We start from the raw sequence: 20,418 nt of genomic DNA, 5'->3' as shown, positions 1-20,418 counted from the left end.
GGAACTGGCCCTTGGTCGCGTGCGCTGTGCCGGTCTGCCCCTCGTTCCAAGGGCAAGACGCCATAGCACGGATGCGTCGGACGGTCATCACCATGGCCGCGCTTTTGCCACAAAGACGAGCCGGCGGTCGGCATCTGCAACAAGGCTGATGGCTGATATCAGGATCTTTGGTTGGCTATTCGGCGCGGGTTGTGACTAGGTGGCGCGCTGGTGGCGCGGGCGATACCGCGTCCCTTCACCACGAGAGAATCCGCATCATGACCGCGCGTGCGCAGGCCCCGGCGGGGGCCGACAGAACCCACCCCTGGCTGGCCGAGATCCGGGCGACGATCCTGCTGTCGTTGCCGCTGATCCTGACAAACCTGGCGCAGACGGTCATCACCGCCACCGATGTGGTCATCCTCGGCTGGGTCGACGCGCGGCATCTGGCGGCGAGCGCGCTGGCGACGAATCTTTATTTCGCGCTGTTGATCTTCGGCATCGGCCTCGTTTCGGCCGTGTCGCCCATGGTGGCGCGCGAACGCGGGCGCAATCGCCATGCCGTGCGCGAGGTCCGACGCACCGTGCGGCAGGGACTCTGGGCGTCGGTCGTCCTCGCCATACCGTTCTGGATCCTGCTCTGGCACACGGAGGAACTGCTGCTCTGGCTCCGCCAGGACGCCGAACTCGCGCATCTCGCCGCTACCTACATGCGCGGCATGCAATGGGCGCTACTGCCCTTCCTCTGGTATCTGGTGCTGCGCTCCTTCATCGCCGCGCTGGAGCGGCCCTTCTGGTCGCTCGTCGTCGGCATGGCCGGCGTCGCCTTCAACGCGTTGATCGTCTGGGCGCTGGTGTTCGGCCATTTCGGCCTGCCGAAGCTCGGCATGTTCGGCGCCGGCATCGGCAGCACGCTCTCGGCCACCGTGATGTTCCTCGGCATGGCGCTGGTCTGCACCCGCGACCGGACGTTCCGGCGCTATCGCGTCTTCGGCCGCTTCTGGCGGGCCGACTGGCCGCGCTTCCTGGCGCTCTGGCGGCTCGGCCTGCCCATGGCCGTCGCCGTTGCGCTCGAGGTCTCCGTCTTCAATGCGGCCGTGTTCCTGATGGGCCTGATCAGTCCCGTCGCCGTGGCTGCGCATGCGATCGCGATCCAGATCGCCGCGCTCTGCTTCATGGTGCCGCTCGGATTCTCACAGGCCGTCACCGTCCGCGTCGGCATCGCCTATGGCGCCGGCGACGCGGACGCCATCCGCCGCGCCGGCTGGACGCCCTTCATCCTGGGCGTCAGCTTCATGGCCTGCACGGCGCTGACGATGCTGGCGATTCCCGAGACCCTGATCGGCGTGTTCCTCGATCGCACGGATCCCTCGAATGCCGAGGTGATCGCGCTCGCTGTCTCCTTCCTCGGCATCGCCGCCCTGTTCCAGGTGTTCGATGGCGCCCAGGCGATCGCCGGCGGCATGCTGCGCGGCATGCATGACGCCCGCGTGCCGATGATCTATGCGGCGCTCGGTTTCTGGGGCGTCGGCCTCACGTCGAGCGTGCTGCTCGGCTTCTGGGCGGGGCTCGGCGGCATCGGTATATGGATCGGCCTTGCTACCGGGCTCGCCGTCGTGTCGGGGCTGCTGCTGGCGCGCTGGCTGCGGCGCGAACGGCTCGGCCTCCTGCGCGGCGGCTCCGAGCCGATCGTGATGGCGCATTGATTTCCGCGTGCCGCCGCGACGGGGCTCGTTGCGGCGGCACGCCTACCTATATTGGGCGCACTGTCTTGTCTCGGAGAGCAATATGCGCCTTGGATCCGTCCTCACCGCCGTCGCCCTGACCGCCGCTGCCATGCTGGCCTCCGCCGGGCCTGCGCTGGCCGATGGTCCAGACCTGATCTTCAAGGAATCGACGACCTTCAAATGGGTCACGCCGAACGACAAGATCGCGGTCTACGGCGTCGACGACCCCGACATTGACGGCGTCGCCTGCCATTTCGCCGCGCCGGAACGCGGCGGCGTGTCGGGCATGTTTGGCCTTGCTGAGGAGACGTCGGACGTCTCGCTCGCCTGCCGACAGGTCGGTCCGATCAGCTTCAAGGACAAGATCGACCAGGGCGACGAGATGTTCCGCCAGCGGCGCTCGATCTGGTTCAAGAAGATGCAGATCGTGCGCGGCTGCGACACCAAGCGCAACGTGCTGGTCTATCTCGTCTATTCCGACAAGCTGGTCGACGGCAGCCCGAAGAACTCGATCTCCAGCGTGCCGATCATGCCCTGGGGCGACAAGCCGGCGCCGAGATGCGCCGATTTCGTCAAGTAGCGCGCAGCCGCCATGGCGCCAGAGCGCGCTCCGACGCCGCGTTTTGACCGACAAGCCTTGCCGGAAGCCGCGCAAGGCTCTAACCGGATGATCAGTATTCTATTCGGAGTCATCTCGCATGAACGCCATCGTCCGCCAGCCCGATCCGAAGAAGCTGATCAAGGGCGCGACCGGGGACTGGGAAATCGTGATCGGCATGGAAGTCCATGCCCAGGTCCTGTCGAATTCGAAGCTCTTCTCCGGCGCTTCGACCGAATTCGGCGGCGCGCCGAACTCCCATGTCAGCCTGGTCGACGCGGCGATGCCGGGCATGCTGCCCGTGATCAATGAGGAGTGCGTCGCGCAGGCGGTGCGCACCGGCCTCGGCCTCAACGCGCAGATCAACACCTACAGCGTCTTCGACCGGAAGAACTATTTCTATCCGGACCTGCCGCAGGGCTACCAGATCTCGCAGTTCAAGCAGCCGATCGTCGGCGAGGGCGAGATCGTCATCGACCTCGACGGCGGCGAGACGGTCACGGTCGGTATCGAGCGCCTGCACCTGGAGCAGGACGCCGGCAAGTCGCTGCACGACCAGCACCCGACCATGAGCTTCGTCGACCTGAACCGCTCGGGCGTCGCGCTCATGGAGATCGTCTCGAAGCCGGACCTGCGCTCGGCCGACGAGGCCAAGGCGTACCTCACCAAGCTTCGCACCATCGTGCGCTATCTCGGCACCTGCGACGGCAACATGGACGAAGGTTCGATGCGCGCCGACGTCAACGTTTCGGTTCGCCGCCCGGGCGAGCCGCTTGGCACGCGCTGCGAGATCAAGAACGTCAACTCGATCCGTTTCGTCGGCCAGGCCGTCGATTACGAGGCGCGCCGCCAGATCGGCATCCTCGAGGATGGCGGTTCGATCAACCAGGAAACCCGCCTGTTCGACGCGAACAAGGGCGAGACCCGGTCGATGCGCTCCAAGGAAGAGGCGCATGACTACCGCTATTTCCCGGACCCCGACCTGCTGCCGCTCGAACTGGAGCCGGCCTGGATCGACGGGCTGAAGGCGGCGCTGCCGGAGCTCCCCGACGTCAAGAAGGCGCGCTTTGTCAACGAACTCGGCCTCTCGGCCTATGACGCCGGCGTGCTCGTGCTCGAGCGCGAGACGGCGGACTATTTCGAGGCCGTCGCCAAGGGGCGCGACGCCAAGGCCGCTGCCAACTGGGTCACCCAGGAACTGGCGGCGCGGCTGAACAAGGACGGCAAGGACATCGCGTCGAGCCCGGTCTCGGCCGAGCAGCTCGGCGCCATCATCGACCTGATCGGCGACAACACCATTTCCGGCAAGATCGCCAAGGACCTGTTCGAGATCGTCTGGAACGAGGGCGGCGACCCGAAGACCGTCGTCGAGGCGCGTGGCCTGAAGCAGGTGACGGATACCGGCGCGATCGAGAAGGTCGTCGATGACATCATCGCCGCCAACCCGGAGAAGGTCGAGCAGGCCAAGGCCAAGCCGACGCTCGCCGGATGGTTCGTCGGCCAGATCATGAAGGCCTCTGGCGGCAAGGCGAACCCGCAGGTCGTCAACGACATCCTGAAGAAGAAGCTCGGTATCGAATAGGGCGGCAGGGTCTCGGATCCATCGAAATCCGCGCTATGGTCGCCCTCGACGTTCCAGCAACCGTCGAGAGGGCGACCATGACGAGGATTGTGCGGAAGACACAGGCGAGCGCCACCGGTGCAACAGCGCTGGGGGCTCTTGCGATCGGCGCGGCGGCGATCGGCGCGATCGCCTTCGGCGCCATGGCGATCGGTCGCTTGCGGATCCTGGAAGCCCGCATCGACAGGCTGACAGTCGGCAGGCTCACCGTCGAGCATCTCGACATCCGCGACCCGGGGCGCTGACGCTTCGGCGAGCCCGCATTCCGCGAAGGGCAGGGCCGCTGGCGTGCGCCGGCTTCCAACCTTGGTTTGTAAGCCTTGCCTTACTGCCGCGGGAAACCCAAATTAGGGGATGCGACCTGTCGTTCGCCGCTTGGTGATCGATCCAGCTCCAGCCAAAGCCAAAGGTTTCCCATGACCGTGACGCAGACGCAGCCGATCGAGCTGCATTACTGGCCGACCCCGAACGGCAAGAAGATCACCATCCTGCTGGAGGAACTTGGCGTTCCCTACAGCCTCCACTACGTGAATATCGGCAAGGGCGACCAGTTCAAGCCGGAATTCCTGGCCATTTCGCCGAACAACAAGATGCCGGCGATCCTCGATCCCGAGGGACCGGGTGGCAAGCCGATCTCGGTGTTCGAATCCGGCGCCATCCTGCTCTACCTGGCGCGCAAGTTCGGCAAGTTCTATCCGGCGGCCGACGAGCGCGCCCGGGTCGAGGTCGAGGAATGGCTGATGTGGCAGATGGGCGGTTTCGGCCCGATGCTCGGCCAGCGCAACCACTTCTCGGAATATGCGCCGGAGAAGATCCCCTACGCCATCAAGCGCTATCAGGACGAGACGCATCGCCTTTATGGCGTGCTGAACAGGCGCTTGGCCGAGCGCGACTATGTCGCCGGCGAGTATTCGATCGCCGACATGGCGATCTTCGGCTGGGCGGCCGGCTGGGAGAGCCAGCGCTTCGACACGTCGGAATTTCCGCATGTGAAGGCCTGGATCGACCGTATGAATGCGCGTCCGGGTGTCGCGCGCGGCATGGCGATCAAGGCGCCCGTCGCGCCGGTCAGCCTGGCCGACGACAAGGAAGCGCAGAAGGTTCTCTTCAACCAGCGCGCTCGCTGATCCCGGCGATGAATCGCGGGCTCGTCCGTCCTCGGCAGAGGCGGGCGGGCCCGCTTTGCTTTTCGGCGGCGGGGCGCGCGGAGGCCCGGAAAAGCACCTTTGCTTTCAAGCATATGATGAAAGCGGCGCGAAGCGGCTACAATCGCGGCCACAACAGACGCTTCCCGCATTCAAGTTGAAAGTTGATCCGATCAAACATACTATGAAAACGGGATTTGACCGGCTTTCCCGAGGGATGCCGCGTCTTGGTTGAAGGCAGGGATCGAGGAGGGGCCCCGGCGATGCGAGGCGCCCAGGACAAGACGCGACAGCTTCGCCCGACGGGCAGGGAACGTTCCGGCAGTCTTTCCGACAAGCTGGCGGCCGAGCTCGGCCGCAGGATCGTGTCGGGCCTGTATAACCCCGGCGACACGCTGCCGACGGAGCCGAAGGTTCAGGAGGAATTCGGTGTGTCGCGCACTGCCGTGCGCGAGGCGATCCGCCTGCTTTCGGCCAAGGGCCTCACCGTTTCCCGCCCCAAGATCGGCACCAAGGTGCGCCCACGCGTCGACTGGAACATGCTCGATGCCGACGTATTGCACTGGCAGATCGACCAGCGCCCGAGCGACGAGTTCATCCATTCGCTGTTTGAGATGCGCGAGATCATCGAGCCGGCCGCAGCGTCGCGGGCGGCCGAGCGCGCCACGCCGGAGGAGATCGAACGCCTCGGCAAGGCGCTCGAGGGCATCCGGAATCGGGATCGCGGCAGCGTCGAGCAGATCCGCGCCGATCTCGCCTTTCACATGACCGTCTTGGAGGCGTCGCACAATCCGATGCTGCGTTCTGTCGGTGGCCTGATCGAGTCGGGGCTGGTGATCAGCTTTTCGCTCGGCTGGCGAACCGTCATGGGGGACGATGCCGTCGTCCAGCATCGCGACGTCTTCGAGGCCATTCGCGATCGCAACCAGGACGAGGCTTTCCTCGCGATGCGCCGGCTTCTGCGCAACGCGAAGGGCAATGTGTTCGATTCCATCTGGGTCGGCCGCAGTGCCGACGCCGATGGCGAGATCAGCACCGGCTAGAGACATTCCAACGCATCAAGGGCAGGCCGCGGGCGTAGGCGAAGACGGCCGCCTGGCACAACAGGAGAGAAACGAATGAGACTGATGCAGATCAAGACCGAGGCCGGCGAGCGCGCCGTCGTCGCCACCGTGCCGAGCGGCGCCGGCGAGCGGTCCTACATCGTTCCGGGCTACAAGACGGTCTATGCGCTCGCCAAGGCCGCCATCGCGGCCAAGACCGGCATCGAGTCGATTGTCGAGAAGGCCTCAGTCGGCGCGACCGAGGAAGTCGACCGCGCGGCGCTGCTGGCGTCCGGCCGCGTGCTGGCGCCGATCGACCACGAGGATCCCGCGCATCTGCTCATCACCGGCACGGGCCTGACCCATCTGGGCTCGGCTTCGGCGCGCGACGCCATGCACAAGACGCCGGACGAGGCGGAAGTGCTGACCGATTCGATGAAGATGTTCCGCATGGGCCTGGAGAACGGCAAGCCGGCCGCCGGCCAGCAGGGCGTCCAGCCGGAGTGGTTCTACAAGGGCGACGGCGCGCTGCTCGTCGGCCCCGGCCAGCCGCTGACCGCGCCGTCCTTCGCGCAGGATGGCGGCGAGGAGCCGGAAGTCGCCGGCATCTACATCGTCGGCGACGACGGCCAGCCCTACCGCATCGGCTTCGCGCTCGCGAACGAGTTCTCGGACCACATCATGGAGCGGGTGAACTATCTCTACCTCGCCCATTCGAAGCTGCGTCCCTGCTCGGTCGGCCCGGAACTGCTCGTCGGCGCGCTGCCGGACGACGTCCGCGGCCGTTCGCGCATCCATCGCGGTGACAAGGTGATCTTCGACGAGCCCTTCCTGTCGGGCGAGGCGAACATGTCGCACACGCTGGCGAACCTTGAGTACCACCACTTCAAGTACGACTTCTTCCGTCGTCCCGGCCAGGTGCATGTCCACACCTATGGCACGGCGACGCTGAGCGTGGCTTTCGGCGTCAAGACGGAGCCCGGCGACGTGTTCGACATCGAATCCGAGGCCTTCGGCCTCGCGCTCAAGAACCCGCTCGCCTTCGCCAAAGAAGAGAAGGTGTCGGTCACCCAGCTTTGAGGGTTGGCCCAGGGGGGCTGGAGGGATACAAGGACGGCAACCCGAGCCTTGCTCCTAACAGTCCCTTTCGCCCGGCTCGTCCGGGCGGATCCCGTTCACGACGTTCAAGGATCATCTGATGAGCGAACTTCACAAGAACTACATCGGTGGCGAGTGGGTTGGCGGCGATGCGCGCCCCAACATCAACCCGTCCAACACGAACGAAGTGATCGGCGAATACGCGCAGGGCACGGCGGCCGACGCCAAGGCCGCGATCGACGCGGCTGCCGACGCCTTCAAGACCTGGTCGCTGTCGGGCATCCAGCAGCGCCATGACATCCTGAAGGCGACCGGCGACGAAATCCTTGCCCGCAAGGAAGAAATCGGCCGCCTGCTGTCGCGCGAAGAAGGCAAGACGCTCCCCGAGGGCATCGGCGAGACCATGCGCGCCGCGCAGATCTTCCATTTCTTCGCCGGTGAGACGCTGCGCCTGGCCGGCGAGATCCTGCCGAGCGTGCGTCCGGGCATCGACGTCACCATCACCCGCGAGCCGGTCGGCGTCGTCGGCCTGATCACGCCGTGGAACTTCCCGATCGCCATCCCGGCCTGGAAGCTCGCTCCGGCGATCGCCTACGGCAACACCGTCGTGCTGAAGCCGGCCGACCTGGTTCCGGGCTGCGCCTGGACGATCGTCGACATCCTGGTCCGCAACGGCCTGCCCAAGGGCGTCGTCAACCTGGTCATGGGCCGCGGTTCGGTCGTCGGCCAGGCGATCCTCGAATCGCCGAAGGTCAACGCGCTGTCGTTCACCGGCTCGGTCGGCACCGGCAAGAAGGTCGCCGAGGCCTCGATCGCGGTGATGCGCAAGTTCCAGCTGGAGATGGGCGGCAAGAACCCGACCATCGTGCTCGATGACGCCGACCTGAAGGTTGCCGTCGAGACCACGGCGAACAGCGCGTTCTTCTCGACCGGCCAGCGCTGCACCGCTTCGTCGCGCCTGATCGTCACCGAGAAGATCCACGACCAGTATGTCGAGGCGCTGACCGCCCGCATGAAGGACCTCGTCGTCGACGACGCCATCAAGCAGGGCACGCATATCGGCCCGGTCGTCGACAAGAGCCAGCTCGATCAGGACCAGAACTACATCCAGATCGCCAAGGACGAGGGCGGCACGCTGGTCGCCGGCGGCCATCTCGTCGAGCGCGAGAACCCCGGCTTCTTCCTGCAGCCGGCGCTGTTCACCGGCACCACGCCGGACATGCGCATCAACAAGGAAGAAGTCTTCGGCCCGGTCGCCAGCGTGATCAAGGTCAAGGACTACGAAGAGGCGCTGGCCGTCGCCAACGACACGCCGTTCGGCCTCGCCGCCGGCATCGTCACGACCAGCCTGAAGCATGCCACCCACTTCAAGCGCAATGCCGAGGCCGGCATGGTGATGGTCAACCTGCCGACGGCAGGCGTCGACTACCATGTGCCGTTCGGCGGCCGGAAGGGTTCGAGCTACGGCCCGCGCGAGCAGGGCAAGTACGCGGCCGAGTTCTTCACCACGGTCAAGACGTCCTACACGCAGCCGTAATCGGCTGTAGTCAACGACTTCGGAACGGGCGCTTTCGGGCGCCCGTTTTCGTTTGCCTAGAGGGGTTAACGCGTTAGCCGCCTGGTAACGGGCCGTTAGCACCGCCACCGGCGCATCGCGGCGATGGCGGCGATCCGCCGGAGAGGCGCCTAGATCGTCGGGCGGTCCAGCACGAGAATATCCTCCCGCGTGAAATTGACCGTCACCGGCTGGCCGCGCTCGGGCGGGGCGGCGTGCGGGCGGTTGAAGGTGTCGAGCGAGACGACATTGTCCTTGAAGCGGACGCGGATGCGCACGACCGAGCCGAGGAAATGCACCTCGTCGATCGTGCCGGTCAGATTGTTGCTGCCGCCATTGGCGTGGCCGATCGACAGCGCCTCCGGCCGCAGGGCGAGGGCGAGCGTGTCGCCGGTGCTGGCGCCGCCGAGCTCGCGGGCGGTGACGATTTCCTGGTCGTCGATCGAAAGCCGGCCGGAGGTCGAATCGAGCACCCGGCCGTTCAGGATGTTGAGCGTGCCGACGAAGGAGGCGACGAAGCGCGTCTTCGGATAGTTGTAGATCTCGAAGGGCGTGCCGAGCTGCTCGATATTGCCGTCGTTCATGACGCAGATGCGATCCGACATGGAGAGCGCTTCTTCCTGGTCATGCGTCACGAAGATCGTCGTGATCCCCAGCGCCCGCTGCACGGCGCGGATTTCCTCGCGCAGCGAGATGCGGATCTTCGCGTCGAGGGCGGAAAGCGGCTCGTCCAAAAGCAGGATCTGCGGCTTGACGGCGAGGGCGCGGGCCAGCGCCACGCGCTGCTGCTGGCCGCCGGAAAGCTGGTAAGGATAGCGGTCGCCAAGCTGCGGCAGCTTGATCAGCTCCAGCATCTCCTTCACCCGCGCGGCGATCTCGGCCGAGGACTTCTTCGCGACCTTGAGGCCGAAGGCGATGTTGTCGGCGACGCTCATGTTCGGGAACAGGGCATAGGCCTGGAACACCATACCGATATGCCGCTGGTTGGGGCGCAGGTCGGTGATGTCCTTGCCGTCGATCCGGATCGTGCCGCTGGTGGCGCTCTCGAAGCCCGCGATCATGCGCAGGATGGTCGTCTTGCCGCAGCCGCTGGGGCCGAGCAGCGTGACGAACTCGCCCCTCTCGACGGCCAGGTCGACGCCCTTGACCGTGGTCTGGGTGCCGAAGGTCTTGACCAATTTCTCGATCGTCAGGAATGCCATGGTCGCTTCCTTGGAAACTCGTTCAACGGCGGGTCGTCTGCCGACCCATCGCCGCGAATAGATTGATCAGGCCCATGCAGGCCCAGGTGATGGCGAAGGCGATGATGGCGAGCGCCGCCGGCTCGTAGGCGCGGTTGGCGCCGATCCGTTGCAGATACGGACCGAAGGCCGGGCGGTTCAGCAGGCTCGCCATGGTGAATTCGCCGATGACGATGGCAAAGGTCAGGAACGCGCCCGAGAGCACCGCGACGCGCACATTGGGCAGGATCACCGTCAGCAGGATGCGCGGCCATGAACTGCCGAGGCTCTGGGCCGCCTCCGTCAGCGTGCGCACGTCGATCGCGCGGAGTCCCGTATCGACCGAGCGATACATGTAGGGCAGGGCGAGCGTGACGTAGCTGAAGGTCAACAGGAGATCGGTTCCACGCGCACTCGAGGTCAGGGGCAGCCAAGACGAGGAATTGTACATCCTGAGATAGCCGAACACGATGACGATCGCCGGGATGACGAGCGGCAGCAGCGTCAGGAACTCGATCAGCGGGCGGATGCGCGGCAGCTTCAGCTGCACGACATAGGCCGTCGGCACGCAGAGCGCGACGCCGACCAGAATGGTGCAGACCGCGATTACCGCCGAATAGCCGAAGCTCTGCTGGAAGTACGGATCCGCCAGGACGATGCGATAGGCCTCGAACGAATAGCGCCCGCGCTCCATGCGCAGCGAGAACTCGAACGTCGCGATCAGCGGCACGAGGAAATAGACCGCGCCGAAGATGACGCCGAGCCAGGGGAAGAAACGGGATTCTTTCATCGGATCCACCGCCCGGTGCGCGAGCTCAGCCAGATATAGACTCCGTTGGAGATGCCGGTGATCAGGATCATGCCCAGCGCAAGCGCATAGCCGAGATTGGGGTCATGCAGCACGTCGCCGCGGATCTGCGCGTAGAGCAGGATGGTGATGATGTTGAGCGACGAGCCGGTCAGCGCATAGGCGGTGGCAATCGCGCCGAAGGAATTGGCGAATAGCAGCATGAAGGCGCCGAGCAGGCTCGGCCAAAGCACCGGCAGCGCGATCATGCGCCAATACTGGAAGGTCGTTGCGCCGAGGATCGCCGAGGCCTCGCGCCATTCGCGCTTCAGCCCGTCCAGCGCCGGGGTCAGGATCAGCACCATCAGCGGGATCTGGAAATAGAGATAGGTGACCGTCAACCCGGTGAAGCTCAACAGGTTGAAGCCGTAGCGGTAGATGTTGATGCCGAAGACGTTGAACAGCAGCGCCGTGACGAGGCCGGTGCGGCCGAGCGTCGCCAGGAAGGCGAAGGCGAGCGGCACGCCCGCGAACTGCGAGGCGACGCCGGAAAAGGTCATCAGCATCGGCCGCACCCAGCGCGGCAGCTTGCCGAGCACGATGGCCAGCGCCAGCCCGAAGCCGAGCAGCGAGCCGAGGAAGGCGGAGGCCGCGCTGATCGAGATGCTGAGCCGGTAGGCCTTGAGGATGTTGGGCTGGTTCAGATTGGCGATGTTCTGCAGCGTGAAGCTGCCATCCGGCGTCTGGAACGCGCCGATCACCAGATAGCCGGCCGGCAGGATGAGGAACATCAGCGCGAAGATCAGGAAGGGCGCGACGCCAAGCCAGCTCAGCGGCAAGGGCCGCGGCTTCGCTGGGGCGATCTCGACTGTCGATTGAGCCATGGGCAACCTGTGCTGGCCGTCGGTTCTGGAATGCAGGATGCTGGGGCACCCGGCAAGAGGCAAGGGCGCGGCCGAAAATAACCCGGCCCGCAAGGCCGCCCTTAGCCGGCAAAAAGACGAAAAAGAGCCTGGTCGGGAACCAGGCTCTTCCGTCTCGCGTCAGTCCCTGGAAGGGACTTTGGGACCGCCTACTTGGCGACTTCGGCGCCGACGACCGAATCCCACTGCTTGGAGATAACTTCCTTGTTGGCGTTCTGCTGCTCGACGGTCGGGAACACCGCCTTGGCATAGGCGTCCGCCGGCGGCAGCTTGGCGAGCAGGTCGGCCGGGATCTTGCCGTTCTTGGCGAGATCGTCGAAGCGGATCGGGTGGCAATAGCCCTTCAGCCAGCCGATCTGGCCTTCGTCGGAATAGAGATATTCCATCCACAGCTTGGCGGCATTCGGATGCGGCGCGTAGGCGCTGATCGCCTGGACATAGACGCCGGCGACGACGCCGGTCTTCGGCACGACGACCTCGGCGGCCGGGTTGCCCTTCAGGATGTCGCGCCAGGAAAGCGCGTTGTAGTCCCAGGCGATGATGACGGGGGTCGAACCCTGCGCCAGCGAGGCCGACTTGCCGATCACGGGCACGAAATTGCCCTTCTTGTTCAGCTCGGCGAAGAACTTCAGGCCTTCCTCGCCCGCCTTGGCGATGTCGCCCTTGTCGCCGGAGAGGCCGGCGGCGAACACGCCCTGGATCGCCTGGTTGGCGACGCGCGGATCGCCGGCGAGCGCGACCGAGTTGGCGAGCTCGTCGGAAAGCAGGTCCGGCCAGTCCTTCGGCACGTTCTTGACGATGTCGGTGTTCACCAGGAAGGAGAGCACGCCGTAATAGTCGCCGTACCAGTAGCCTTCGGCGTCCTTGGCGCTGTCCGGGATCGTGTCCCAGGTCGAGACCTTGTAGGGCTGCAGCAGGCCTTCGGCCTTGGCGGAGGGGCCGAAGGAGAGGCCGACGTCGATGACGTCGGGCGCCTGCGGGCCGGTATTGCCCTTGTTGGCCTTGATCGCCTCAATCTCGTCGCCCGAGCCGGCGTCGGGGTTCAGCTCGTTGACCGCGATGCCGTACTTGGCCTTGAAGCCCTCGATGATGTCGCCATAGCCGCACCAGTCATGCGGGAGCGCGATCGTCGTCAGCTGGCCTTCCTTCTTGGCCGCCGCGATCAGCTCGTCCATGCCCTGGCCGAAGGCCAGGCTGCTCGAGGCGCAGATGGCGAGTGCGGAAACCGTCATCCGCATCCAGTTGGTCTTCATGCTTTTTCTCCCTCGGCGAATCAACGCCCAGTTGCCCCGGCACGGCCCCCTGGCCGGCCTGATGATAAGCCGTCTAGTTTCGACGCTAGCATGCATTCTTGAAGCTTGGATGTCGCTCGAAGTCGAGGCGCGTCGCGGCTTTGGCCTGTTTTGCCGACGTTCCGCGCGACCCGGGCGATCCCGAATGCATGCGTTCCCCTTTTTGCGTCGCGGGCGGAAGCAAGCCCGGACGGGCGTGAGCTTAGCGCAGGCCTTCGAAACCCGTAAGCCGTCTTGTTTTGTCCGCCGGGGACGGCTGGGCCGCTCCCGAGCGGGCGCGGGGCGCATTTTTGGACAGTCCGCTATCTGCTTTCCCTCGTTTCGTCGTGGCTCGCCTGGGGCGAGGCCGAGGTGTGCTCTGCCCTCTTTCCGAGGGCTCTTCCCATGACGCCGTCCCCAGACACGTCGACGAGGCCGGGAAGCCGCCTCGAAGCCTGCAGGTCGGCGCAGGCAACAAGGCTTGCCCACAGGTAGCGCGTCCTTCGAGACGGCCTGGTACCGCAAGCCTGCTCAGAAGCGCTGCCGTCGGACGTGGAGGCGGCAAGCGCCCGGTCGACTAGCCTGTGAACAAATCGGCTCTGTCATCGGATGGATAAAAAGGGTGGTTGACGGCAAAAGGGGCGCGGCCTATACGAACGCCATCAACGCGGCGCCGGGCGCTGGCCCGCCGCTCCGGATGCTCCGGCATCCTCGTTGGGGAATAGTTTAACGGTAGAACGACGGACTCTGACTCCGTTAGTCTTGGTTCGAATCCAGGTTCCCCAGCCACTTTCTTCTTCACTAAAATCAACGATCTACGGCCTTGGGCCGATGCGCTTTGACGTTGGTCCTGCCGCAGGGCGCTGTTTAGGGCTTCCAGCGATTGCGGTTGGTTGCCCGCAAGTCCCTGCGACATGGCGAAGGCGCGCCATGCGTCGAGCAACCGGCGGCGTCGTCCATATGGCCGGCCCGTCCGAGGAGCGTGCCGACAACCTCGAAGCTGATCATCGCGCGGACGAGCTTCTCGGGCATGCGATCACATCCGGGCGGGGCTGCTGCCGTAAACGGTGCGCTTGTTCTGGCAAGGGGGCCATGGCGCTTGGCCGGCAACTCGCGCGCTTGTCGTCACGTTTGGCGAGGGGCCGGGTTCAGTCTTCCATGCGGCAGAGGGTGCGTGCCGTCTGTCCAATTTTTGAATTGAAATTCATACATTATTAAGACTCGTCGGCCAGCTTTCCTTGGCTGTTCGGCCTACATCCCTCCCGGGCAGCATTCTATAAAAGTCCGGTGGGATCGTGCTGACAGGATCAATGACCGCGAAAAGAACGCTTCTCGCAGGAGCAATCTGTGTAATCGCCAGCAGCGTTGCTGCACAAACTCCAAAGATGGTCCAAACCTATTCTGACTGGACCTTGTATACATACCCGAGCAACAAGGGGAAGGTCTGCTTCGCGACGGCAACACCTACCTCGCAGCGGCCAACCGGCGTGAATCGGGATCCCACCTTTTTCATGGTGACCACCCGGCCGGGTGAAAGAGTCCGCGACGAAGTGTCCGTAGCCATCGGTTACCCGTTCAAGGCGGGCTCCTACGCTACAGTGAGCGTGGATGGCGAGAAGTTCAGGCTTTTCACCCAGGGCGACGGCGCCTGGATTGATCAGACATCTGAAGAACGGCGGCTGGTCGATGCCATGAGGGCAGGAAGCCAGATGTCCGTCCACGGACTTTCCAGGCGGGGCACGAACACCACGGACACCTACTCCCTGAAGGGCGTGTCAGCAGCCTTGAGGGCGGTGAGCAACGCCTGCTCTTGACGGAAAGTCGCCAGGTTTTGGAACGCGGTCCTCGTGCGGGCACGGGGCCTTCCTGAGTTCAAAGGGCCGCCGCGGATGGCGGCCCGGATCAGGCCGAGCCGCCCGATGACGAGAATGCCGACCGCCCTCACGAACCCTCGCGCCTGGGCCGCCTTTTGCCGGAGCGGATGCGAGTTTACGGGCCGCGGCGTCGTCGTCGAGCCTTCGGTCGGTTCTGGACCTGCGGCCGGCCAGGCGGCCCGCAGGTCGCCCGGCCGATGATCTCTTCACGATCACTCGACAATCTCTTGCCGATCTCCCGGCAGTCCGCCGCTATTTGAAGACGGCCTCCACCGCGCTTCCCAGCGTCGCGCTGGCGTTGCTCTTGCAGTAGCCGGCGATCTTTTCGGCGTTGGCATGAGCCTTGGTCGTATCGATCATGGCATTGCCGGCCTTGCCATGGACATAGCCGCTCACCCACAGGGCGATGCCGACGATCTTGGCGGGCGCCATGGCGCCGACCTCCTTGCAGGTCAATTTCGAGACGTCGACTTCTTTGGCCATGGCCGGAACGGCCGGAACGGCCAGGACAACACACGCAGATGCGATCATGCCTAGGAAATGACGTGTCATGGTCAGGGCATCCCTTCTAGAGCCCCCCGTCGACAAAATAGAGCGCGCGGAACTCACGTTCCGATAACAAGCGCGACGATCACATGAAATTGACCTCTGGGATCGATAGCAAGAAGCCAGACTAAAAATACTATCGATCGGGGATCTGATCTCGTTCAGGTAGTACTTGGCTATCCATCTTCTGGCGGATCGATCGCAAGTGATCGTCCTCGCTAGAGGAAAGATCGGTCGGGCGATGGCGTTCTTGTGTCGATGTCCGCACGCGCAGCCTCATTCACGGTGCTCGCGAGCTCCGATATTGTTCGCGGCGGTTGTCGGCAGGGATCAAAGCGTGAAGGGCGCGGATCTCTTGCTGGCGTTCAGCGTGCCCTGCAGGACGGCGGAGCGGTTGGCGAGGGTGGCGCCGAGTTCGAACGGCTTGGCGTTCAGCATGAACGGCACGACGGCGCCCGGCGGAACGACGACCGAACCCTTCCGGATGTTGCCGCTGAAATCGATCTCGTACTCGACATGGAAATTGTCGTCGCGGTTCAGCGACACGGTGACGGTTGCGCCGACCGTGGGGGAGACGATGACGTCGCTGCCGAGCTTGTGCTGGGTTCCGGGCCCGCCCGACGGAAAATCCGAGCTCTTGTGCGAGAAATGCGCGCCGAGGAATTGCGTCGTTCCGAAGGTCGGGTCGCTCGGGCGCAGGGAGTAGCTCGTCAGCAGGAACTCGCCATGCAGCTGATAGGGCAGGAGCGGGCTGTCGATGGGCGACGTCATGAATGATCTCCCGATCCGGCGACAATCTGGGTGACTTCACAACCGTATCAAAGCGGGTTGCTTCCGCGCGCGCAAGGGGGCGCGATCTTCGCCGCGATGAACGCGCGCCCTCGCGCCGGTCTTCGCTCTCGACGACCAGCCCCGGATCAGGGCTCCTTGTCTGCGGGCGCTGCGAGGCCCGAGGCGATGGCCGCGGCGCGCAGCGCTTCGTTCATGCGGTCCTGCCAGCCGGGGCCGTCGGCCTGGAAATGCTCCAGCACGTCGCTGTCGATCCGGAGCGAAACCGGCTCGCGGACCCGCGGCAGCGCGCTCGGCTTGATCTCCGGCGCCGCCGGCTTCTTTTCCTCGACCCTGGAAGAGGGACCGGGAGCCGGCCATGTGCTCTGCGGCGCATTCTGGGGGATTGCCGTATTGACGTGCATCTCGTTCTCGGACACGTTCTGCGTGCGCCATGTGACTCATGTGCACTATTGCCAACATTTGCATGGGCGTTGCGATGATGTTCGTAGGTCTGTCAGGTTTCCTGAGGGCTCAGAACAATGGGTGCGCTGGTTCCGGGGGGGGCGGCCGACTTCAGACCCAGTCTGGCTTGGTTAGGGCTCCAGATCTTCCTATTCCCTGTTAGAGGCGAAGGTGATCGCGAGACGAGAAGCGGGAGCGACCGGGATGGAATAGGCGCGGCGTTCGTAGCTCTCGGTGGCACCAAGTGCTGCCTGCCTCATCCGACGCACCGATGCCGCGGCGTCGTCTTCTACTGACCAAACAGTCTCCGGGAATAAGCTTGCATGAGAATTGCGTTGGCGATTGGCCTCCTCGTCGCGATACACTCAACCGCTCTGGCTGCCGAGCCGACCAGATATGTGCCAACGGGTCCGCTCAGCGTCGCGAGCATGAAAGGCGTGTCGAACTTCTACGAGTGGACCCTCAGGTGGGTATCCTGGGATCGGCAAATGCGGCTGGGGCTGGATGGTCGTGAGGCAGAGGTCTGCGCCAACCAGCAATTCGCTCGATATGGTCAGGCAGATGCGGCTGAAGACTGGCCCTTCAACGTGGACTGGAAGAATCCAGAAGGCTGGACGGACCTGCCGCAATTCCACACCGAAATAGGCAAGCGTTCGAAGTACGATGAGCTTCAATTGAGGCTATGTCTCAAGGACGCCGTCGATCGGGCTGTCTTGGCGGCTTCGGTCAAATCCATGACCGAAGAAGAGAGGGAGGAGATCGTATCGGAAGATGTTGCTGCCGACGCCGATCGAATGGTTCAACTGTCCGAGGATCTCGGTTTGGGCAGAGAATTCGTTGCCTACTGCAGTACCAACCTTCTGAAGCTGCGGAACGAAGCTTCGGCTTCGGGGGTGCACTCGAAGATTCCGCTCGGGCAGTGGGCTTCCGATTTCAAAGATCCGGATGAGCTGCGTGTGTTTGTGAAGGAGATCAGAGACTATGGCTGGTCCTACTACCAACTCTGCATGAGAGACGCGGCGCGGCAGATGCAGGACTAGGGTAGCGCGGTCGCACGGGGAGCGGCTCGATGAGAGGATTTGGAATGACTTGTTCGCGCTGTGAGCATCTGGACGAGGTTGTGCACTTGAGGACGCCTGGCGAGTTGTTTCGCGCAATCGGAACGATACGACGGTCGTTGACTGATGGATACATCGAAGAGATCGATGCTGGCCCACTGAGCAGTGCGCTGGCATTCTCCGATCTATCCGAAGAGGGGCTGCTAGACGATATCGTGCACTATCGCTTCCGCTGCCCCGACTGCGGGCAAAACTTCGTGCTGAGCGCGGAAACTTATCACGGGCGTGGTGGGTCATGGAGCAGATCGGAGCCCCTCAAATCCGCTTGATCGGCGCCACACCAAAAGCGTGATTCAAAACAGTGCCGATGTCCGGCTCGCGATCTCTACCTCCTTTGGTTCTCCCCTCAGCCATCCTTGTCCGTCGGCGTCTCCAGTCCGGCGGCGATGGCGGCGGCGCGAAGGGCTTCGTTCATGCGGTCCTGCCAGCCGGGGCCGTCGGCCTGGAAATGCTCCAGCACGTCGCTGTCGATCCGCAGCGAGACCGGTTCGCGCACACGCGGCAGCGCGCTCGGCCTGATCTCCGGCGCCGCTGGCTTCTTCTTGGAAAACATCGCCTCCGCGGCGGCGAAGGGATCCTGGGGGCGGCGGGGCCTGTCTGACGGCATGGGTGTTCCTCGGCTTATTCGGCCTGCTGGCCGGTTGCAGGCGCGAGGCCCGCGTTCGGCGGATGAAGCTCATCAATGCGCAAGTCAGCCCGGCGATACAAGGCGTGGCGTCGATCCGGCCGTCACCGATCGCCACCAATCAGCTCGAGCGTCGGCCCCCTATGGCTCTACTATCCCTGCGCGTTGCGCCGCCCAACGGCCGGGCGGCGATCTCCATCGCTTCCACCGGTTCGAGACCATCCGCCGTCCTCAGCCTTCCGTGTTCAGCGACAGGACGTCGACATAGAGCGGGCCGAAGACCGTGCCGGCCTCGGCGTCGCCGGTTTCCTTTTCGACCAAAGCGCGGACGCTGGTGACGAGGTGGTCGCGCATCGCCGCCGCCGCGCCGTTCGGGTTCTGCCTGGCGATCTCCTCGTAGATCCGCTCGTGGTCGCGATAGATCGAATCCATCTCGCGCGTGAAGCCGCCAGACGTGCCGCCGGCGATCATCTGCTGGTCGAACAGATTGTCGAGGATCCCGGCCAGACGCCGGCTGCCGGAGATCAGCGCGATGCTGCGATGGAAGCGGGCGTCCGGCTCCAGGTGGGCGCGCACATTGGTCGAGGTCGACTTGTAGGCCTCCTGCACCTCGTCGAGCGATTGGCGCAGCTTGCGCAGTTCCGGCGGAGTGATGCGCATCGCGGCTCGGTAGGCGGCCGGCACCTCGAGCAGCACGCGCAGGCTGAAGATCTCCTCCAGGTCGTGCACGGTGGTCTCGAGGATGCGGGCGCCGCGATTGCGCTCGAAGCTGATCATGCCGAGCTCCTCGAGCTTCAGCATCGCCTCGCGCACCGGGGTGCGGGAGACATTGAGCTTCTCGGCGATCTCCTGGACCGAATGCAGGCTGCCGGGTGCGAACTCGCCGACGACAATCGCATTGCGGACGATCTCGAAGACCCGTGTCGCCAGGCTCTTCTGATGCAGGTCTGTGCTTTTCATCAAGGTTCGCTTCTCGGTGAGCCGGCGGTCGATTTTCGCGACACGATACCTGTAGGTCGCATGGATCACACCCATGCAGCGCAAGATTGTGTCCGGAAACCCGACGTTTTCGCGCCGTCGCCCCCGTGGATCAACCCGAATGACCAGGATTTCAGCGGTCGCTCAACATGGCGTCGCGGGCCGCCGCGATTCTGTGCATTCGAGTCGTTGACTTGCATGTGTAGTGTGACATGCTACTCCCATCATACACGTACGGAGCCATGATGAAAATCGCGGTTGCACAAGTCGGATCGATCAAGGGCGCGGCGGCGGAAAACGCCGAGGCGGTCGTCCGCTGGATCGAGCAGGCGGCGGGCGAGGGCATCGTCCTCACGGTCTTTCCCGAATGCTGCCTGACGGGCTACGTCTACAATGACCGCGTCGAACTCGAGGCGGCGGCGATCGCGGCGGACGGTCCCGAGATCGAGCGGATCCGCGCCGCCTGCGCCGAGGCTTCGATGCATGCGGTGGTCGGCCTGTTCGAGGCGGATGGCGGGCGCGTCTACAACACCGCGCTGCTGATCGGGCCGGACGGCGTCATCGGCCGCCATCGCAAGCGTCACCTGCCGTTCCTCGGCGGCGACCGCTTCGTCGACCAGCCGGAAGGGATCGAGCCGGCGGTGTTCGATTCCCCTGTCGGCAAGGTCGGCCTGGCAATCTGCTACGAGATCCGCTTCCCGGAGGTCGTGCGCACGCTGGTGCTGAGCGGCGCCGAGATCGTGGTGCTGCCGACCAACTGGCCGGTCGCCTCGCGCATTCTCGCCGATCTGTTCACGCCGGTCCGGGCCGCCGAGAACTTCGTCTATTTCCTGGCCGCCAACCGCAATGACAACGAAGACGGCACCGCCTTCCTCGGATCGAGCCAGATCGTCGATCCGATCGGCAAGGTCATTGCTCATGCCGGGACGGAGACCGGCCTGTTTTCGGCCGATGTCGACCTGGAGCGGGCGCGGAACAAGACGATCATCTTCGAGTCGGGGGAATTCGAGATCGCGCCGTTCAAGGACCGGAAGCCCGAAACCTATCGACTCTGAGACCAATAAAAGACCAAGAGGG

At 64.4% G+C, this 20,418-nt stretch carries 21 protein-coding genes and 1 tRNA gene; 12 read left to right on the top strand and 10 right to left on the bottom strand.

Annotated features, from left to right (window positions below; translation table 11 throughout):
- Positions 1–248: 248 nt before the first annotated feature.
- From WFK98_RS11155 to WFK98_RS11120, 8 genes are all read left to right on the top strand, one after another.
- Complete coding sequence (locus WFK98_RS11155; protein ID WP_420909612.1) at positions 249–1,685, top strand: MATE family efflux transporter; 1,437 nt, start codon at positions 249–251, stop codon at positions 1,683–1,685.
- A gap of 82 nt (positions 1,686–1,767) precedes the next feature.
- Positions 1,768–2,286, top strand: a complete 519-nt coding sequence (locus WFK98_RS11150; RefSeq protein WP_266338078.1) for a CreA family protein — start codon at positions 1,768–1,770, stop codon at positions 2,284–2,286.
- Positions 2,287–2,404: 118 nt separating this feature from the next.
- Positions 2,405–3,886, top strand: coding sequence for an Asp-tRNA(Asn)/Glu-tRNA(Gln) amidotransferase subunit GatB (gene gatB / locus WFK98_RS11145; RefSeq protein ID WP_266338077.1), 1,482 nt, complete (start codon positions 2,405–2,407; stop codon positions 3,884–3,886).
- Between the two features lie 77 nt (positions 3,887–3,963).
- Complete coding sequence (locus WFK98_RS11140) at positions 3,964–4,170, top strand: hypothetical protein (RefSeq protein ID WP_336800254.1); 207 nt, start codon at positions 3,964–3,966, stop codon at positions 4,168–4,170.
- 171 nt (positions 4,171–4,341) lie between these two features.
- Positions 4,342–5,052, top strand: coding sequence for a glutathione S-transferase N-terminal domain-containing protein (locus tag WFK98_RS11135; protein WP_266338075.1), 711 nt, complete (start codon positions 4,342–4,344; stop codon positions 5,050–5,052).
- 281 nt (positions 5,053–5,333) lie between these two features.
- A complete protein-coding gene (locus tag WFK98_RS11130) occupies positions 5,334–6,113 on the top strand; it encodes a FadR/GntR family transcriptional regulator (RefSeq protein WP_266338074.1) in 780 nt (259 codons plus the stop codon).
- A 75-nt stretch (positions 6,114–6,188) separates the two neighbouring features.
- Positions 6,189–7,193 carry an AraD1 family protein gene (araD1, locus tag WFK98_RS11125; protein WP_336800253.1) on the top strand — a complete coding sequence of 335 codons (1,005 nt, stop codon included), beginning with the start codon at positions 6,189–6,191 and terminating at the stop codon, positions 7,191–7,193.
- Positions 7,194–7,311: 118 nt separating this feature from the next.
- Positions 7,312–8,748, top strand: a complete 1,437-nt coding sequence (locus WFK98_RS11120) for an aldehyde dehydrogenase family protein (RefSeq protein ID WP_336800252.1) — start codon at positions 7,312–7,314, stop codon at positions 8,746–8,748.
- 149 nt (positions 8,749–8,897) lie between these two features.
- Here WFK98_RS11120 and WFK98_RS11115 read toward each other — a convergent pair whose 3' ends face one another.
- The 4 genes from WFK98_RS11115 to WFK98_RS11100 all read right to left on the bottom strand — a co-directional run bounded on the left by WFK98_RS11115 (position 8,898) and on the right by WFK98_RS11100 (position 12,928).
- The gene (locus tag WFK98_RS11115; protein WP_336800251.1) at positions 8,898–9,968 is read right to left on the bottom strand and encodes an ABC transporter ATP-binding protein; all 1,071 of its coding nucleotides are present in this window, start codon (positions 9,966–9,968) and stop codon (positions 8,898–8,900) included.
- Between the two features lie 22 nt (positions 9,969–9,990).
- Positions 9,991–10,776 carry an ABC transporter permease gene (locus WFK98_RS11110; RefSeq protein ID WP_266338070.1) on the bottom strand — a complete coding sequence of 262 codons (786 nt, stop codon included), beginning with the start codon at positions 10,774–10,776 and terminating at the stop codon, positions 9,991–9,993.
- Complete coding sequence (locus WFK98_RS11105; RefSeq protein ID WP_266338069.1) at positions 10,773–11,657, bottom strand: ABC transporter permease; 885 nt, start codon at positions 11,655–11,657, stop codon at positions 10,773–10,775. The genes WFK98_RS11110 and WFK98_RS11105 overlap by 4 nt, the downstream gene beginning before the upstream one ends.
- Before the next feature lie 188 nt (positions 11,658–11,845).
- On the bottom strand, positions 11,846–12,928 hold the full coding sequence (locus WFK98_RS11100; protein WP_420909611.1) for an ABC transporter substrate-binding protein: 1,083 nt from the start codon (positions 12,926–12,928) through the stop codon (positions 11,846–11,848).
- A gap of 754 nt (positions 12,929–13,682) precedes the next feature.
- Between WFK98_RS11100 and WFK98_RS11095 the strand changes: the two genes are divergently transcribed.
- A tRNA-Gln gene (locus WFK98_RS11095) sits at positions 13,683–13,756 on the top strand.
- Positions 13,757–13,834: 78 nt separating this feature from the next.
- Here the strand turns inward: WFK98_RS11095 and WFK98_RS11090 are convergent.
- Entirely contained in the window at positions 13,835–13,999 is a 165-nt protein-coding gene (locus WFK98_RS11090) for a hypothetical protein (protein ID WP_336800250.1), read from the bottom strand.
- Positions 14,000–14,277: 278 nt separating this feature from the next.
- Between WFK98_RS11090 and WFK98_RS11085 the strand changes: the two genes are divergently transcribed.
- Complete coding sequence (locus WFK98_RS11085) at positions 14,278–14,781, top strand: invasion associated locus B family protein (protein ID WP_336800249.1); 504 nt, start codon at positions 14,278–14,280, stop codon at positions 14,779–14,781.
- Between the two features lie 312 nt (positions 14,782–15,093).
- Here the strand turns inward: WFK98_RS11085 and WFK98_RS11080 are convergent, their stop codons facing one another.
- From WFK98_RS11080 to WFK98_RS11070, 3 genes are all read right to left on the bottom strand, one after another.
- Positions 15,094–15,393 (bottom strand): HdeA/HdeB family chaperone, encoded by a 300-nt coding sequence (locus WFK98_RS11080; protein WP_266338066.1) that lies wholly within the window; start codon positions 15,391–15,393, stop codon positions 15,094–15,096.
- Between the two features lie 324 nt (positions 15,394–15,717).
- On the bottom strand, positions 15,718–16,158 hold the full coding sequence (locus tag WFK98_RS11075) for a hypothetical protein (protein ID WP_336800248.1): 441 nt from the start codon (positions 16,156–16,158) through the stop codon (positions 15,718–15,720).
- A gap of 146 nt (positions 16,159–16,304) precedes the next feature.
- Positions 16,305–16,580, bottom strand: a complete 276-nt coding sequence (locus tag WFK98_RS11070; protein WP_336800247.1) for a BrnA antitoxin family protein — start codon at positions 16,578–16,580, stop codon at positions 16,305–16,307.
- Positions 16,581–16,955: 375 nt separating this feature from the next.
- On the opposite strand from WFK98_RS11070, the gene WFK98_RS11065 reads away from it, so the two are divergent.
- Positions 16,956–17,660 carry a hypothetical protein gene (locus tag WFK98_RS11065; protein ID WP_266338063.1) on the top strand — a complete coding sequence of 235 codons (705 nt, stop codon included), beginning with the start codon at positions 16,956–16,958 and terminating at the stop codon, positions 17,658–17,660.
- Between the two features lie 424 nt (positions 17,661–18,084).
- Here the strand turns inward: WFK98_RS11065 and WFK98_RS11060 are convergent, their stop codons facing one another.
- Together WFK98_RS11060 and WFK98_RS11055 are read right to left on the bottom strand one after the other, a co-directional pair.
- Positions 18,085–18,345 carry a BrnA antitoxin family protein gene (locus tag WFK98_RS11060; protein WP_266338062.1) on the bottom strand — a complete coding sequence of 87 codons (261 nt, stop codon included), beginning with the start codon at positions 18,343–18,345 and terminating at the stop codon, positions 18,085–18,087.
- Between the two features lie 249 nt (positions 18,346–18,594).
- Positions 18,595–19,323 (bottom strand): GntR family transcriptional regulator, encoded by a 729-nt coding sequence (locus WFK98_RS11055; protein WP_266338061.1) that lies wholly within the window; start codon positions 19,321–19,323, stop codon positions 18,595–18,597.
- Between the two features lie 263 nt (positions 19,324–19,586).
- Here WFK98_RS11055 and WFK98_RS11050 point away from each other — a divergent pair, with 263 nt between their 5' ends.
- A complete protein-coding gene (locus WFK98_RS11050) occupies positions 19,587–20,396 on the top strand; it encodes a carbon-nitrogen hydrolase family protein (protein ID WP_336800246.1) in 810 nt (269 codons plus the stop codon).
- The last annotated feature ends 22 nt before the right edge of the window (positions 20,397–20,418 follow it).

This window comes from Kaistia sp. MMO-174, from assembly GCF_037147815.1.
GTDB classification, from domain to species: domain Bacteria; phylum Pseudomonadota; class Alphaproteobacteria; order Rhizobiales; family Kaistiaceae; genus Kaistia; species Kaistia nematophila.
The sequence above is the reverse complement of the archived record's forward strand: the minus strand, read 5'-3'. Positions and strand labels throughout refer to the sequence as shown.

Bases quoted from the DNA above. Each gene is read 5' to 3' on its own strand.
- WFK98_RS11050 (WP_336800246.1), top strand. From the start codon at position 19,587: ATGAAAATCGCGGTTGCACAAGTCGGATCGATCAAGGGCGCGGCGGCG.
- WFK98_RS11080 (WP_266338066.1), bottom strand. From the start codon at position 15,393: ATGACACGTCATTTCCTAGGCATGATCGCATCTGCGTGTGTTGTCCTG.
- WFK98_RS11090 (WP_336800250.1), bottom strand. From the start codon at position 13,999: ATGCCCGAGAAGCTCGTCCGCGCGATGATCAGCTTCGAGGTTGTCGGC.
- WFK98_RS11075 (WP_336800248.1), bottom strand. From the start codon at position 16,158: ATGACGTCGCCCATCGACAGCCCGCTCCTGCCCTATCAGCTGCATGGC.
- WFK98_RS11115 (WP_336800251.1), bottom strand. From the start codon at position 9,968: ATGGCATTCCTGACGATCGAGAAATTGGTCAAGACCTTCGGCACCCAG.
- WFK98_RS11135 (WP_266338075.1), top strand. From the start codon at position 4,342: ATGACCGTGACGCAGACGCAGCCGATCGAGCTGCATTACTGGCCGACC.
- WFK98_RS11100 (WP_420909611.1), bottom strand. From the start codon at position 12,928: ATGACGGTTTCCGCACTCGCCATCTGCGCCTCGAGCAGCCTGGCCTTC.
- WFK98_RS11085 (WP_336800249.1), top strand. From the start codon at position 14,278: ATGACCGCGAAAAGAACGCTTCTCGCAGGAGCAATCTGTGTAATCGCC.
- WFK98_RS11120 (WP_336800252.1), top strand. From the start codon at position 7,312: ATGAGCGAACTTCACAAGAACTACATCGGTGGCGAGTGGGTTGGCGGC.
- araD1 (WP_336800253.1), top strand. From the start codon at position 6,189: ATGAGACTGATGCAGATCAAGACCGAGGCCGGCGAGCGCGCCGTCGTC.
- gatB (WP_266338077.1), top strand. From the start codon at position 2,405: ATGAACGCCATCGTCCGCCAGCCCGATCCGAAGAAGCTGATCAAGGGC.
- WFK98_RS11060 (WP_266338062.1), bottom strand. From the start codon at position 18,345: ATGCCGTCAGACAGGCCCCGCCGCCCCCAGGATCCCTTCGCCGCCGCG.
- WFK98_RS11070 (WP_336800247.1), bottom strand. From the start codon at position 16,580: ATGCACGTCAATACGGCAATCCCCCAGAATGCGCCGCAGAGCACATGG.
- WFK98_RS11105 (WP_266338069.1), bottom strand. From the start codon at position 11,657: ATGGCTCAATCGACAGTCGAGATCGCCCCAGCGAAGCCGCGGCCCTTG.
- WFK98_RS11150 (WP_266338078.1), top strand. From the start codon at position 1,768: ATGCGCCTTGGATCCGTCCTCACCGCCGTCGCCCTGACCGCCGCTGCC.
- WFK98_RS11140 (WP_336800254.1), top strand. From the start codon at position 3,964: ATGACGAGGATTGTGCGGAAGACACAGGCGAGCGCCACCGGTGCAACA.
- WFK98_RS11110 (WP_266338070.1), bottom strand. From the start codon at position 10,776: ATGAAAGAATCCCGTTTCTTCCCCTGGCTCGGCGTCATCTTCGGCGCG.
- WFK98_RS11130 (WP_266338074.1), top strand. From the start codon at position 5,334: ATGCGAGGCGCCCAGGACAAGACGCGACAGCTTCGCCCGACGGGCAGG.
- WFK98_RS11055 (WP_266338061.1), bottom strand. From the start codon at position 19,323: ATGAAAAGCACAGACCTGCATCAGAAGAGCCTGGCGACACGGGTCTTC.